General features: G+C 32.7%; 20 protein-coding genes and 1 pseudogene. 6 read left to right on the forward strand and 15 right to left on the reverse strand.

All coding sequences use genetic code 11. The annotated features are described in order from the left end of the window. Positions 1–27: 27 nt before the first annotated feature. The 3 genes from RCP16_RS10720 to RCP16_RS10730 form a co-directional block, all read right to left on the reverse strand. The gene (locus RCP16_RS10720) at positions 28–1,176 is read right to left on the reverse strand and encodes a hypothetical protein (protein WP_308642380.1); all 1,149 of its coding nucleotides are present in this window, start codon (positions 1,174–1,176) and stop codon (positions 28–30) included. Between the two features lie 182 nt (positions 1,177–1,358). After that, positions 1,359–2,087 (reverse strand): class I SAM-dependent methyltransferase, encoded by a 729-nt coding sequence (locus tag RCP16_RS10725; RefSeq protein WP_308642381.1) that lies wholly within the window; start codon positions 2,085–2,087, stop codon positions 1,359–1,361. 122 nt (positions 2,088–2,209) lie between these two features. Further along, on the reverse strand, positions 2,210–2,719 hold the full coding sequence (locus RCP16_RS10730; RefSeq protein WP_069326309.1) for a hypothetical protein: 510 nt from the start codon (positions 2,717–2,719) through the stop codon (positions 2,210–2,212). A gap of 453 nt (positions 2,720–3,172) precedes the next feature. On the opposite strand from RCP16_RS10730, the gene RCP16_RS10735 reads away from it, so the two are divergent. Continuing rightward, a complete protein-coding gene (locus tag RCP16_RS10735; RefSeq protein ID WP_273593663.1) occupies positions 3,173–3,904 on the forward strand; it encodes a superoxide dismutase family protein in 732 nt (243 codons plus the stop codon). A 217-nt stretch (positions 3,905–4,121) separates the two neighbouring features. Beyond that, complete coding sequence (locus RCP16_RS10740; protein WP_308642382.1) at positions 4,122–4,433, forward strand: hypothetical protein; 312 nt, start codon at positions 4,122–4,124, stop codon at positions 4,431–4,433. Positions 4,434–4,461: 28 nt separating this feature from the next. On the opposite strand, the gene RCP16_RS10745 is transcribed toward RCP16_RS10740, so the two are convergent. The 5 genes from RCP16_RS10745 to RCP16_RS10765 form a co-directional block, all read right to left on the reverse strand. Further along, positions 4,462–4,755, reverse strand: a complete 294-nt coding sequence (locus tag RCP16_RS10745) for a hypothetical protein (protein ID WP_308642383.1) — start codon at positions 4,753–4,755, stop codon at positions 4,462–4,464. Between the two features lie 264 nt (positions 4,756–5,019). After that, positions 5,020–5,541 carry an HPP family protein gene (locus tag RCP16_RS10750; protein ID WP_308642384.1) on the reverse strand — a complete coding sequence of 174 codons (522 nt, stop codon included), beginning with the start codon at positions 5,539–5,541 and terminating at the stop codon, positions 5,020–5,022. 150 nt (positions 5,542–5,691) lie between these two features. Then, positions 5,692–6,180, reverse strand: a complete 489-nt coding sequence (locus tag RCP16_RS10755; protein WP_308642385.1) for a GNAT family N-acetyltransferase — start codon at positions 6,178–6,180, stop codon at positions 5,692–5,694. Positions 6,181–6,225: 45 nt separating this feature from the next. Then, positions 6,226–6,714 carry a tetratricopeptide repeat protein gene (locus RCP16_RS10760; protein ID WP_308642386.1) on the reverse strand — a complete coding sequence of 163 codons (489 nt, stop codon included), beginning with the start codon at positions 6,712–6,714 and terminating at the stop codon, positions 6,226–6,228. 152 nt (positions 6,715–6,866) lie between these two features. Next, positions 6,867–7,436, reverse strand: coding sequence for a ribonuclease domain-containing protein (locus RCP16_RS10765; protein ID WP_308642387.1), 570 nt, complete (start codon positions 7,434–7,436; stop codon positions 6,867–6,869). Positions 7,437–7,592: 156 nt separating this feature from the next. Here RCP16_RS10765 and RCP16_RS10770 point away from each other — a divergent pair, with 156 nt between their 5' ends. The 3 genes from RCP16_RS10770 to RCP16_RS10780 all read left to right on the forward strand — a co-directional run bounded on the left by RCP16_RS10770 (position 7,593) and on the right by RCP16_RS10780 (position 8,539). After that, complete coding sequence (locus RCP16_RS10770; RefSeq protein WP_308642388.1) at positions 7,593–7,862, forward strand: AbrB/MazE/SpoVT family DNA-binding domain-containing protein; 270 nt, start codon at positions 7,593–7,595, stop codon at positions 7,860–7,862. Next, entirely contained in the window at positions 7,859–8,194 is a 336-nt protein-coding gene (locus RCP16_RS10775; protein WP_069326302.1) for a type II toxin-antitoxin system PemK/MazF family toxin, read from the forward strand. The genes RCP16_RS10770 and RCP16_RS10775 overlap by 4 nt, the downstream gene beginning before the upstream one ends. A gap of 69 nt (positions 8,195–8,263) precedes the next feature. After that, positions 8,264–8,539, forward strand: coding sequence for a hypothetical protein (locus RCP16_RS10780; protein ID WP_308642389.1), 276 nt, complete (start codon positions 8,264–8,266; stop codon positions 8,537–8,539). Position 8,540: 1 nt separating this feature from the next. Here the strand turns inward: RCP16_RS10780 and RCP16_RS22560 are convergent. Then, positions 8,541–8,993, reverse strand: a pseudogene (locus tag RCP16_RS22560) (WapI family immunity protein). 53 nt (positions 8,994–9,046) lie between these two features. Beyond that, entirely contained in the window at positions 9,047–9,499 is a 453-nt protein-coding gene (locus tag RCP16_RS10795; protein WP_308642392.1) for a WapI family immunity protein, read from the reverse strand. A 146-nt stretch (positions 9,500–9,645) separates the two neighbouring features. On the opposite strand from RCP16_RS10795, the gene RCP16_RS10800 reads away from it, so the two are divergent. After that, positions 9,646–9,936, forward strand: coding sequence for a hypothetical protein (locus RCP16_RS10800; protein ID WP_273593658.1), 291 nt, complete (start codon positions 9,646–9,648; stop codon positions 9,934–9,936). A 28-nt stretch (positions 9,937–9,964) separates the two neighbouring features. Here RCP16_RS10800 and RCP16_RS10805 read toward each other — a convergent pair whose 3' ends face one another. The 5 genes from RCP16_RS10805 to RCP16_RS10825 form a co-directional block, all read right to left on the reverse strand. Next, positions 9,965–11,512 carry a patatin-like phospholipase family protein gene (locus tag RCP16_RS10805; RefSeq protein WP_273593657.1) on the reverse strand — a complete coding sequence of 516 codons (1,548 nt, stop codon included), beginning with the start codon at positions 11,510–11,512 and terminating at the stop codon, positions 9,965–9,967. A gap of 31 nt (positions 11,513–11,543) precedes the next feature. After that, positions 11,544–11,879, reverse strand: coding sequence for a hypothetical protein (locus RCP16_RS10810; RefSeq protein ID WP_308642393.1), 336 nt, complete (start codon positions 11,877–11,879; stop codon positions 11,544–11,546). Between the two features lie 299 nt (positions 11,880–12,178). After that, positions 12,179–12,424, reverse strand: coding sequence for a hypothetical protein (locus tag RCP16_RS10815; protein ID WP_308642394.1), 246 nt, complete (start codon positions 12,422–12,424; stop codon positions 12,179–12,181). Positions 12,425–12,511: 87 nt separating this feature from the next. Further along, a complete protein-coding gene (locus RCP16_RS10820; RefSeq protein ID WP_308642395.1) occupies positions 12,512–13,858 on the reverse strand; it encodes a stalk domain-containing protein in 1,347 nt (448 codons plus the stop codon). A 141-nt stretch (positions 13,859–13,999) separates the two neighbouring features. Beyond that, positions 14,000–14,437 carry a hypothetical protein gene (locus tag RCP16_RS10825; protein WP_308642396.1) on the reverse strand — a complete coding sequence of 146 codons (438 nt, stop codon included), beginning with the start codon at positions 14,435–14,437 and terminating at the stop codon, positions 14,000–14,002. Between the last annotated feature and the right edge of the window lie 32 nt (positions 14,438–14,469).

A 14,469-nucleotide genomic window follows, 5' to 3' on the forward strand; every position in this document is an offset into this window, starting at 1 on the left:
ATACTATATTGTTACCGGAAAATTTAATTATTCTACCAACAGAATATCACGAATCATTTTTATATTGCCTTGAGATTCCTCTTGTAGTTGCTCTGCTTGTTCTATCATGTTCAAATGATCTTGGATTTCTGTGATATATATTTGCTTTTCTTCTTCAAATTCACTAAGTACATAACTGAGATAAAATAGTGCTATTGATTCTTCGCCTGACTCTATATAATTGGTTACTTCTTTTTTCCATGCAGGTAATAGATCATTCGCAATATCATCTATATTTTCGGCTAAAGCTTCAATTGCATGATATTCTGTTTTGTAATAATGTTCAAAAACACTTTGACCTATCCGATTCTCATTGTTCTTGATCTCTTGAAGCCAGTAATTGACTTGTTCATTAAATAAACGTTGTTGTAAGTCCATCTTCAATTGTTCAAATTGAAAATCACCTTGATGTAATTCAGGAAGAGCTTTGTACAGTACTTCACGTTCAACAGTTTGTCTCATCATAATACTTCGATCAGTTCCGGCATCACCAATAGCACCAAAAAAAATAAAATCAGAAGTCTTATTTATTTTTGCTTCAATATCTGTATCTTTTAAACGCTTGGCTACTTCTTGTACTGCAATATAATGACCAAATTTAATAAGAGATTCGTTTATAATTATTGAAATATTATTGAAATCTCCTTCATACAACGGAACATACAATTCATCGACTTCAAAGTCAGATACCTTGTCCTCAATTACGTGTACTCCAGTTAAAATATCTAAAATTTCATCATTATGAAGTTGATTATCAAAAGAGAAATTCCCTAAATTATACTTACTGTAATTCAATTCCACTATATCTTTTTCTTCTGTAAGATATTTTTCTTGAGAATGTTTAAATCGTTCCTCTGTATTTATGTACAATTGAAAATCATAATATTCACTAGTAGCAATAGCAATTATATACACATCTTTATTATACTCAGAAGATATAAATTGCTCTATTTCATCTACACTTTGCTTATACAATTGCTCTATCATCTGTTCCTGCGTTATGTAAGGCACACCTGCTGGTAGCTCGGCTAACTGATACAATTCATCATCTGTCGTCAAAATATAATTTGTAGGATTCAGCATAAATGGTTGTCGATTTTTCATAACTTTAGCAATATCAATTTCATAAAAATGCATAATTGACCTTCTTTCTGCGTCTATTATAATGGTATTTCTTTTTATCTATCGGTCATTTTATTACTCTAGATTAACATTTCCCAAAATAAAAAGGAGATTGCTCTCCTTTGTTATAGATCTATATTGATCTTTAGCGTTACCAGCAGACATTCAATCATCCACTTATACTTTCCTTTATTCATTTACTTTTTTACCGCTTTGAATAAAATAAAAGAAGGCTTGCGACGCTCTTGTGTGAGCTTCGGCATTTTCTCCAAACCTTCTGGAATAGACTCCGGTTCATCGATGTGTTGTACGATCAAATCATGAGCAATCATGCCATTTACCAGTGTAGATACTTTCCGGTGATACTTAATCACATTATCAACAACCCAATGAGTGTTACGTTGCCCTTCTTCCCCATAATTATCTATCGCATAATGCAATCTCTCTCCGTGCTCATCTTCTACCCAACCTTCCATATCTAACTTGGCTGTGGTTATTGGATGCTCGGTTGAAAAGACCAATGTTCCTCCGGAACGTAACCATTTCGCAATCTGCGCCATCAGGCGATCATAATCAGCGACATAATGAAAAGCTAAAGAACTGACAATCAGATCAAACGATTTAGCTTCAAAATCCAATTCTTCTATCGGTGTATGAATATATGTAATCTCTGGAAGCTTGGGTGCAATACTTAACATTTTGCTCGAGATATCCGCGCCAGTCACATGCGCTGCTCCCTGTTCTACCATATATGAAGCTAACTTACCGAATCCACAACCCATATCAAGTACTGTTAATCCTTTTAAATCCGGCAATAATGCTTTCAAAGCAGGTTGCTCTACAAAATCATTAAAAGTAATCCCTGTGCTCCGTAACTCTTTATAATATTCAAAAAAAGTCGGGTCATCATAAATATTTTGGCGCATCACCTGTAACCTCCTCGACGCATTTACTTTTGGCGACAAACTACAATGTTCTGTCCATTTAAACTCATTATACAATATAAAACAAAACAAAAGAGCCGCTAAACACGGCTCTCGTGTATGTATTAATATCCGCCTGTATTCGAAGCCCATACTGGACCTTTGCCAGTAGCATAAAGAACAACGTTTCCATCATCTTGTACCACCAGGCTATCTCCAATTAATCCAGCAGGTACATTACCTTTATAATGTGCATTACTCCATCCTTTCACATCTGCTGTCCAAAATACGATACCTTTAGAAGGATCAGTAACGCGTAGTGTGTTAGGGAAAAGTGTTAACGCTTCTGGATATCGTTGAAATTCACGACCTAAAAATGTGTCATAGTATTTGAATACATCACCATCAGTATTCGTATCCCACATTGGAATGCCAGCATCACGATACAATACCAAGTTGCCATCATTTTGCATGACCAAATTAAATCTACCGCTTGGGGACGATAACATCTGACCTTTAGCCAATGTCTCGCCAACGTTCAGTGTACTTTTAGCAGATGCAGCTGAAGCATGGTTGAACTGAAGCATAAATACTGCAAGTAAAACTAGAACAAACTTTAACGAAATACTTTTCATCATCATTTCTCCCTTTGGATATAATTTTAATTCCTGAAATAATATATTACAAACTTAAGGTATTATCAACTAATATTTAACATTATATACAATTAAGGGATTTTAAAATGATCGGTTATTTTATACGATTTTTAACACAAATGGGGTATATTTTAATGAAATTATTCTATTATACGTATAATTTTAATACTTATTATGATTATTTAATCATTCTACTGTTTTTTATTTCTATATATTTATACCGGTTTGATTCGATTTCGTTCTAATATGTATGTCTTCCCCTTTCTTCTTAAAATCGATAACTTATATTTTATTTATAATAAAATGGTTACATATGCTAAATATTATTGTGTATATAGATTCTGGATAACTTTGAGTCCTTCTGCTTACAATGTAATTTTAAGGGTATAAATGTAAAAAGAACCTATTTTAATTACAGGAGGAATAATCGTAATGAAAAAACCTTTAGGTAAAAAACATCTCGTCCTTTCTTTTCTAGGTGGAGCTTTATTTTTTTCAGGTATTTCATTTGCAGCAGATGCTACAACGGTGACTCCGAATACAGAGGCGTTAAAATTTTATGTAGATGGTGAACAAAAAACCACTTCAGCACAATACAATAATCAAGGTAGTATGGTTCCAGAGTCTTTTAGATATAGTGGTACTACATATGTACCGATTCGCCATGTGAGCGATCTTCTAGGTAACAAAATGTACTGGGAACCTCAATCTGCAACGATTTCTGTTAACAGTCCAGTGGTAGAGATCAAAAATAGCAAAGGTGAGTCGATAGGAACAGCCATCCTTACACAAGATCAGAATAATGTGAATATCAAAGTGAATGTCAAAAATCTACCCGCAGGTAAACACGGGATTCATGTTCACCAATCAGCTATTACGAATAACGACTTCGCTACAGCAGGATCACATCTGAATCCAGAAGGACATGAACATGGACGACTCAATCCCAAAGGACAACATACAGGTGATCTACCTAACTTAGAAGTAGCCGCAGATGGTACAGCTAATACTACAATGGTATTACCAAATGCCAGTCTAGAAAAAGGAAATGAACACACTCTTTTAGGGGCTTCCATTATTATTCATGCTGCTCCTGATGATGAGATGACTGATCCGACAGGAAATTCAGGAGATCGTATTGCTGGAGGAAATATTCCGCAGTAATTGAATTTATAAGGATAGGAAAAAAATACAGATTTATTCAAAAACTCTCTATATGGTTTAGAGAGTTTTTTCTTTTATGTTTCTTTGGATTGCAGAACTTTATGTTGGATGCCCGTTGTACAGGCAAATTAAAGTTCAAAATGGTCTAACGTAGAAGTATCTTTCGCTATCGACTATACTGGTTATATCTCATTTTTACGTGAAAGAGGTGATAGATATGCCCATTCTTCGCAAGCCGATCAGACGTACACGCCAGATTATCACATTGATTGCTATTTCGGTAGTAGCTTTGACGTTTCTATATGTAAGCAGTATAAAGACAACAGAAGGTGTATTCCGCGTGATCGGCGTGACCGATCAAGGTATTGTGGTTCAACAAGGTCAAGACACTGCTAATCTCAAAACAACACCAGATATTATGCAGTTAGTACAGATCGATCAGCTTTATTTTATCCGCTATCATTCAGACTGGATACGCCATCCCAAGTTAGAAGATATTCAATTGGTCGCTCCAAAAAGTGCAGGTTAACTAATTAAAGTTTTATCTTTTATCATGATTAAGGTCTGAGCATATCACTATCGTAACCCATATGTTTTAATACATTAAGACCATCTGTATACTCTACTGTTTGTTCCCCTGTCCATTTATGGTAAAGTCCATATTCTATTAATTCTCTTACTCTGATAGGATGATTCAAATTGTATAGTATCTTCTTTTGCTCCTTAGAATGATATAATTCGATTCCTGTTAACAAAGGACATCCTACAATAGCATCATCCCAAGTTGCAAAATGATATACAAGTGCAAGATTTTTTGATTCTGTAGGGTGACTTTTAAAAGAATTTGCCATTGTTCACTCTGATAAGAATCTTTTAGAACGTAAACATATGTGTTTTCGTCAATATTGATCATCCTTATTTTTTTCTTCATATTCTAGACTCCTGATAGATCAAAATGGTTATAGTTTTACTAAATAAATACATACATTTATAGCCTTTATTCGGATCTTCTCGTAGCCATTCATTTATACGTTTTAATATTTGAGCTCAATCTTATATGTAAAATCAAAGGAACTTATCTATAGAAATCGCAATAGATGAGTTCCTTTGTTTTTTTATAGCCAAAATGTCGGATATTTTCGATGCTTGATTAAGTTATTGTATAGCAAGGCAACACAGACTACCACGATAGAACCGACTAACACTGGCGTAATTAGAAAAGACCATGAACTCGCTGCGGTAATGACAACGATCGGATTTGCACCGGCAGGAGGATGAGTCGTTTTCGTTAATATCATAAGAGCAATACCCAGTCCAACTGCTAAAGATAAAGCCCAGATGCCGTTCCCTAACCAGTGATATATCACCAAACCGCATAAAGCAGTAATAAAGTGTCCACCAATAATATTTCTAGGTTGCGATACAGCCGCCTCTGGAAGTGCAAAAGCCAGTACACAACTTGCGCCAAAAGGAGCTATCAATAAAGACAAATGCAACCCTTCTGAAAGACTCACTAGTATAAATATAGTGATAAATCCACCGATAAAAGCTAAAATAGCCTGCCACATACTAACCTTCAGTGGAGAACGAGCTTGTGTGGAACTTTTGTTGAAATATAACTTTAGATTTTTGTACAAAATGATAACCCCTCTACAGATGTTTATTTCCCTATAGAAGTATACATCAAAATGAGACATCTTTATAATGAATAATACTAATAATGATTATCTAATAATATGCTTATATTTGAATAATAATTTGTGTTTATTGCGCTCAATCGTAAAAAATTATAAAACCAATAACATCGTAATCGATGTACCGACGACAGCTAATTTTTCAAATCCTAAACGTTCATATAAGCGCACAACAGGATTGCTCGGATCTACACTCAATGAGACTTGAGCGATCTGTTGTTGTCGTAATTCAGTTAGTAATGCTTGCATAAGCGCTGTACCTACCCCTTGTCCACGATACTCATCCAATACAGCTAATCCTAACTCTGGTGTTACCTCGTCAATATAACCATAACCTTGATTGTCTGCTGGTAATACTCTAGCCGTCACAGCTCCAATCGGTTGTTGCTGGTCATTGATTGCAATATAACCAACATCTCCAGCTTGACCCCAATCTTCTACATATTTAGCCAGATGTGGTTCATAGATCACTTCCCGATCAAATGGTGCTTCTCCTTCACGCACATAAAGAGACAAATATAACGTTTCCCACAAAAAATTCTGATCGTCTGCGGTAACTGCCCGAATACTCCATGTATGCATATCCAACCACTCCTTTATTTATATATGTACTCTGTCTATACCGGCTTATTCCCATACCTGATCTAACTTATCAGCATAAAATAAAATCGCTCGCTGATATCGTTCAATCCCTTTATCATTTGTTGTCTCTGCTAGTTCAGTCATTAATAACTGCATGCCTTCTGCATATTGTTCTAGATTGTACAGCACCATTGCATAAAACACTTTAAATTCTCGTGCCTCCGGATAGTCTTGAATCGCTTGCTTGAAAAGAATCGCTGCTTTGTCATAATGAGCCAATGTGCGGTACGTGCTACCTAGTCCAAGCATCGCTCCCTGACGATCTTCGCCTTGTAGTCCATTAGCAAGAGCTTGTTCATAATAAGGCATAGCTTGTGCTTCTAATCCTAAATTGTCATACGTCCATGCCACCTGATATAACAACACAGGATCATCGGGATCTTCCAATAATAAATGGAGTAATTTCGTGCGTGCTTCTTCTAATTGTCCATTTTGACGTAATTCAATCGCTTCTTGCATCTGAGTATTGGTCATCTTGGTTCTTCCTTTCGACTTGTTGTTTCTGTACTCCATTCTTGATTCGATACATCAGTGTAGCTATAAGATCGCTATCATTATAACAAAAGACCGACAATGATTGTCGATCTTCGATAGATGAATATGAAGTTGAAGTTGTACAGACGCATTTATTGGATTTGCTGAAAAGAATCGTAGTGATCGGTTGTTTTGTAGATCAGTCCATCAGTAGAATACAATATCCGATTGGCTCCCCGAAAACCAGATGTATAGTTGATATCGGCTTCATGCCATTTGCGTCCTTTGGAAGCTGGCAGCAGCTTTTCATAATTACTAAAATAATCGCCACCAATACTTTTACCAGGTGCCACTTTATTCAAATTACCTTTCGACGATTCCCAGCCCAACGATTCTGCTTTGGACTTGGTGATATAGTTACAAGGTAATTTTTTATATTCTTTCAAATAATCGGCAACGCCATCAAAGGTATTGATAACTTTGCATGTATTTGCGGAGTTAGGTTTGTTGGTATTACTACTCTGGTTATTTTGAGTTTGGCTAGTGTTGCTTGTCGATTTATTCGAAGATTCATTCTGTGTCTGCGAATTATTCGAATCAACCTGTGCTGTCTGATTAGATGCTGTGGTACTTGTATTTGTAGACGATCCATCTTGTAACTGGGTGATAAAGATAACACCCAATACAAGGATTAATACAATACCTGATAATATCTTTTTCAAAAAAATGCCCCCTATTTATAAATCTTATTCTAGATGTTTGTTTAAATATTCCTCTATACTTCATAAAATTTATATAATTTAAATGTATATCCTATAGATATACATTACAATCTAAATATCTTATACTATATTTATAAAATTAATGAGGTGATGAGTATGTCTAAAGCTACACTTAGCAAATGGGGAAACAGTAGTGCTATACGTATCCCTACAGATTTAATTAAGCGTTTGAATTGGTCTGAAGGTACAGAAATGGAAATGATTATTACTAATGATAATGAAATTCTTCTACGTCCGATTCTTCAACAGGAAGAATCTAATCAAGATTTGAAAGCTCACCTCAATAATCTTTTAGCTCAAATCAAGCCAGAATCTCCCCGACATAAAGAAATGGATTGGGGTATTGAAGGAGACGAGAAACTTTGAAAATTCCTACTCGTGGCGATTTAATATGGCTTGATTTTGATCCACAAGCCGGTCATGAACAAGCTGGTCGCCGTCCTGCTATCGTATTATCAGAAGAAAATTTTAATCAAATCACTGGTTTTGCTGTCGTATGTCCGATTACGAATCAAATAAAAAATTACCCTTTTGAAGTTGAACTCCCTGCTGGTCTTCGATTTCAAGGCGTTGTTTTGACCGATCAAATGAAAAGCTTGGATATTAAAAAACGTAATTTTTCTATTGTAGATCATTTGTCTATTCAAACAAAATCGATGCAAAATATTTTGCGTAACACACGTTCTATTTTAGCCTAATTACAGTACGAAGCATTTCGGACTTTAAAGTTTTAGAATTCTCTTGATGCAGATATAAGGAGAAATAAATTGAAATTCGTAAAATTAATGCTAATCCTTACTATAGCTTTATCCGCAATAAATATTCAACCCCAACCGATGTATGCACAATCATCTAGTAAGGTCGATTCAGCACTCAAAGATCGCCTGATGAAACAATATGGTCTATTACCTGCTCCACCTGAAAAACCACCTTCTCTACTTGATCCCTATCAGGGGGATTTTGGAGTCAGCTTTGGAGAAAGTGATTCTGTATCTTCTTTTTTACCTACTGCACTTTTACGCGTTTATTTTCGCTTGATCTGATCTAGTTATTATATCGACTACATCGCTCTGGAAATTGTTTTAGCATCTCATCAATTTCTTCAATCTTTTCTTGTAATACTTCTTTCGTAGACGAGATAATAAACTTTTTCTCATATTCACCTTGATCTAGTTTTATTAGCTTATGCGGATAAAATGCATGACTTAAGCTAAGCTCAATCTGCCCGTCTTCGATATAAGAAATTTCAATTTCTGGTTCCATAAATGCTGCAAATTTCCATATCATCTGGTTATCTCGCACGGAAGAGAACCAATCCCGCAAACTTTTCAATTCCGAACTCATCATCGATGGATTGATCGCTTCTCACTGAAATCCATTTTGATCTTGAGCGATAATCTGTACGGTTAGCCAATCATCATACCACTCTTCTATAACTTCATATTGATACCCTATAATCTTGATTTCTACTCTTGCCTTACCATCTATCCATAACATATGATGTACCGCCTTATTTTAAAATGTATGTATAAGATATTTTCTAAATTGCCTTATTGCTTGGTCGAACGTTGTGGAAATTCTACAATCATGTTATCCAATTGCTGTATGAGATCATACAAAACCTCTTCAGGCAATTCCATAATTAAACTTTTATCTACCGTTTGTCTGCCATGCTCCATTAAGGCTTTAGGATAAAAAGACTGAGATATGCCTATTTCTACTGTTCCATTTGGAATATATGTAAAGCTTAATTCAGGTTCCATAAAAAAGAAGGTCTGCCACACCACATTCTGTACTCGTATCGAACCGAACCAATCTCGTAAGTCCTGTAATTCTTTAGCAAACATACAAGAACTGCTCGCCTCCCACTGTAATCCATTTTCATCTTGAGCGATCAACTGTACCGTTAGCCAATCGTCATATAAGCATTCAACTCTTTCTGGAGGATAATCATAATGTAAGATGTTAAGTTCAAATCGAATATTTCCACTAAGCCACAGCATGTAATGTACCACCTTTATTAAATTTAAGTGTAAGAAGACAGTATACCAAACTTTACGAGTGACATCACTTTGCCATCAGAGTGACCGTATACAGCTAAAATAAGCGATGCTACGATAATAGCATCACTTTTGTGGAGGTTTGTATTATGAATGATTTTGAAAAAGATTTTAATCAATTCAAGTCAATGCGGATGGAAAGTATAGCGAATACGATTATTTATGGATCAGAAGAGTATAAGAAGTTGATGTTGGATAGTGATCGGCTGTTTACCGAGTTATGTACATATGTGAAACCAGAAGGAATGAAGTTGTTGATAGATTATTGTAATGTAGTGACTCTGCTACAAGGTATAGCAGAGTCGGTGATGTATGAGCAGGGATTAAAAGATGGGATCAAATTTAAAAATATTTTTCTAACAAAGACAAATTTTAATTAGATTAAAATATGATTTTTTGAAAAATTGATTATTTTTTATAAAATCTATTTGATTTCCAACAAAATAATTTATTTTGCACATAAAAATACAATAATATTATTAAACCAAATAAGGGAATGTAAAGATTAAAGGCTAATGCAATGAATGAAAGTAAAGATATGATCCTTGTGATCTTTACAAGGATTGTAGGAATATAATATACATCTTTAAATATATAGAAAAAAAACAATAAAGCCAAAGTTAAAAAAGTTGATATTATAAAGAATTTGAGATAGTTAAATTCTTTTGAAAAAGTGATATATAGCTTATATGGATCTGATTTGTATTTTTTATTTCTATTGATTTTTTTACTTCCAGCATTAAGATATTTTAAATATTCTTCTGATGGATTTTTTATATTCTCTTCTATGATTTTTTTTTGAAAAGAATAAGTATAATTGTTTAAATTAGATTTTAATGGTTTCTCTAATAAAATATGATTGGTAATAAGCATTCCACTAAGCATTAAAGACTCTGCTTCGATATTTGTGAATGTATCTAAATCTGTTCTTATTCTAGATAAATAATATTGTACTGATTGATCTATGCCATAATCTGTTAATGGCATACTCCCTAACTTGAATGAAGGAGGTTCATTTAAGAGTCCTTTTCTAATACTTATTAATGTCAAATTATTTTTTTGAAAATTAGTATTCTCAATACTATGCTTTTTAAGTTGATCCATTAATATGTCATTTGTACGCATTAGCATATCTAAGGGTGAAGTTTCATAATAAAGGGTTTGATCAATATGCAAGGATCCATCACTAACAATAATCTGGTCGTAGTCTTCTTCCATAAGTGCTGATATTCCCAAATTATCTATTACTCCACCATCTATAAATGATAATATGGATTTATCCAAAAATATATTCATTGGAGGAAATAAGCCCGGTACGCATGAAGAAGCTGCTACAACATGTCCTATAGTTAACTTTTTATAGTCAAATCTATATTTATTTGCTTGATATTTAGATATTTCTTCAGCAAACTTAAAAAAATTATTTTCGGCATCTTTTAAATCCGAAGTAAAACAACATATCTTTCCAAAGTTTACATTAGTTGAATTTATAATCAATTTAGGGAGACCTTCTGATTGACACAACTGATCCATCGTTACATTTTTATCCTTAAATGAAAATTCATCAAAAAAATATTTATTTAATAATTCTACTAAGTTATGATTTTCAGCAAGAGATTTATTTCTTATAAATAAATCTCCTAAATGATGAATAAAAAACTTATTTCTAAGATTCTTGTTTACTTTCTTAAAAAAATCAATTGATATCTTTTCAATAATTTCTATATAATCTTGATCGACTAAGTCTTTATTTAATTTATTTTTATATCTTTGTAGTTCTAGGTAATAATATGCTCCAATAATTGACCCTCCAGAAACAGTAGATATTGCTGTCACATGTTTGAGAAGACCTAATCTAGCAAGTTCGCTTAGTACACCAATATGAAAAAATGAAGCTCTAAAACCTCCTCCCGATAATGCTAATGCTATTCGCTTTTGTTTAACTGATTCATCCAATTGCTACTCCTCGTTTCAATAAAATATAAAACTAAAATATTATATATTTATCTACCATTTTTCTTAAACTATAATCTTTCAAATAATTGGAATCATTAGAAGTAAGATCTATAAATTTAAACTTATCTATAGATACTTTTTGGGAATCCAATATATATTTCTCTTTTCCTTTAATTTCAACGATTATAATTTTTAAAGTTTCTTCTGAATTTTTTATACTATGATTAGATGTATACACTTCTAAACTAGCATACTCTTGAATCGATTCTTTTTTGACAAACTGATTTGAGTTACTCAACTCAAAAAATTTACTTTTAGATTCTAAAATCTTTTTAAATTTTTCTGTAAAGAGTTCTTCTGGCTTCAAATAGTATAAATTTATATTATTTTGCATATTTAAAAAAGCATATGGAAGATTAAATTTATTTATATATTTATAATAGTATCCTTCAGATTTTATGAATTTATCTATCATATCTATAAATTTATTATTAGAAAAATTTATTTTGGTTATAGTCCTGATACACATTAATAATATTTCAGGATAGTTTTTAATTAAACTTAGAATCTCATTACTTTTATTCTTATTTTTTTGTTTTGTATTATCACTAAAAGAAATAGGAGATTTTAAAGGACAATTGTTATATTTTTCTTGATCATATTTTGCTAAATTTTTAATATCTTTACTGTAATGTTTTGCATATAATGGTTTAGACTTTTCATTTCCAATTTTTTTTGAGGATATAAATTAATAATTTGGATTGGATTATTACAAGAAGGACAGACAGCATAATATTTCATTTTTTCTTCTTTTATAAAATATGGTTCTCTTTTATGAGTAAGATTCTCAAAATTAGTAACTGTTAATTCATGAATAATATTTGATTCTTGCGAAATTTTGAATATTTTCAATGATTTTTCCTCCTAAATATATTTAAAATTAATTACATTTTCATTTATTTAAAATTTCAAAAGATATCTTAGATTAATATTCTTATATTAAAAGAAAGAAATATAAGATTTCACACTAGGATCATTCAGATAATAGTCATCAAAAGACATAAATTCATATTTGTTATTAGTATAATTGCCTCTTATGACACTCCCAGAAATATGATGACCTAATCCTAAACCATAATGAGTTTTAAATTTCCATTGTCCATTCGCATCTTTCTCCATAGTAATAAAATCTTCATCGGAACTAATAGAATACTTATCTAAATTCTCATTAGTTTGTTTAAAAGACCAATTGTATTCTGTATATACATAAGCAATCTGATCATCCGCGTATAATACTGCAACATTTTTAGGATATGTTTTATATTCTGCTTTTCCTCCTTCAATTGCTTGCTTCTTACTATTCGCAACTTCAAATGAAGCATATAATGCTTTTTTTATTTCTTTTACCTTCTCAGGTTCATTCATTTTAAGATTGTTCACTTTATCATGAATATCATCTAAATAAAGAGCCTGATTCCAAGATGTTGAAGTATCTACTTTCCAAGCATTATTCACTCTTATTAAGCGAAGCCATACTGCTCCGGGTTTTCGTGATACTTTACCCATCTCTAGATAAGGAACTTTCACCATTACTTCATCATGAGATATAAAAAACAGATGTTTAATTGTCCAATCTGTTACTGTAAGGTGTGGTTCTGGCCATTGTTCATCAGAGAAAGCTGTTTCGATCCAACCTTCATCATGTTCTAAAAAAGCAGCAGTATACAATGACAAATCTGGACTGTATCCTTCTGATGATCCTGTCATATAGTGATTCACAAATTCTTTGACTTGGTTTACTTGTTCAGTTTTGTTATCCCAAGAATTCATATTAATGATATGTTTTGAAAAATCGTATTTCACATCATAATTTAATAAAGAAGCTACAAAATCAATAGGTATATACAAACGTCCATTTTTAAAAGTTGCAGTCGTTGGCATTGTTATATACTCTTCTGCAAAATCATATATATCATTATTGATATATATTTCTATAACATGATCACCATCTCTAAATATTAGACGATTAAGAATTGTAGTTGAAAGAGACTCTTTTCGCTCTACCAAAGACCTTTTTTCCCAACCTAGTGGTCTGCCTACTTTGAATCCAGTATTATTCAACAAATCTGCTGCCGATACCATCATTAATCCATCCTGCATAAAAGCTTGTGTTTGAATAGCTTGTTGATTACCTTCCGTATCAATTTGTAGTGAATATGCTTCTAATTTTGAAGAACTTATCGTACTTTTATTATCTGCGTAAGCTACTCTAGACACAGGCAAACACTGCACAAGTAGCCCTACTACAAGTACTCCTTTGATAATCAATCCATATACTTTTTTCATGTACAAACCCCTTTTATGTATGTTTTTGTTACTAATAAGTACTATTCTTATTAACGGCATTTCCTCATATTTAATTTACATTTTTATTATTACTATAATTAGAAAAAATTAATATTCTTTTCGATATATACTACACTTCTTCTATTTTAGTGTGATTTCTTTCTGCTCGATCACATCACTATTCCTTGTAAATACTACCTTATATACTCCACTTTCCCACTGTGTATTATGTAATGGCATTTCCCAAGCAGCTAAATCGCCCGATTCTTTTTCTTCCTTGATCTGCATGACTTTGCTATCTGACTTGCGGGTGACTGTTAGTTTAGCTTTTTGATTTAATTGTACATAAGGCTCGTCTGGATAGATTGCTATTACAAACAATTGTTGATTATTAGTAAACGTTAGACCCTGATCTAACATGCCCGGTAGGTCATCTCGATGTTGATGTCCAATTTGTAGATCGAACAATTGAACTCGCACAGAATGTAATAACTGATAGAGTAGTATAGATAAACATAAGCTACCTAAGATAACCATCACCACTATCCATAATTTGAATGATTTGATGCGAATTTGCACATTATTTGCTCCTTTATTAGTCATAGTACTTT

Source organism: Paenibacillus nuruki, assembly GCF_963311185.1.
Classification (GTDB): Bacteria; Bacillota; Bacilli; order Paenibacillales; family Paenibacillaceae; genus Saccharibacillus; species Saccharibacillus nuruki.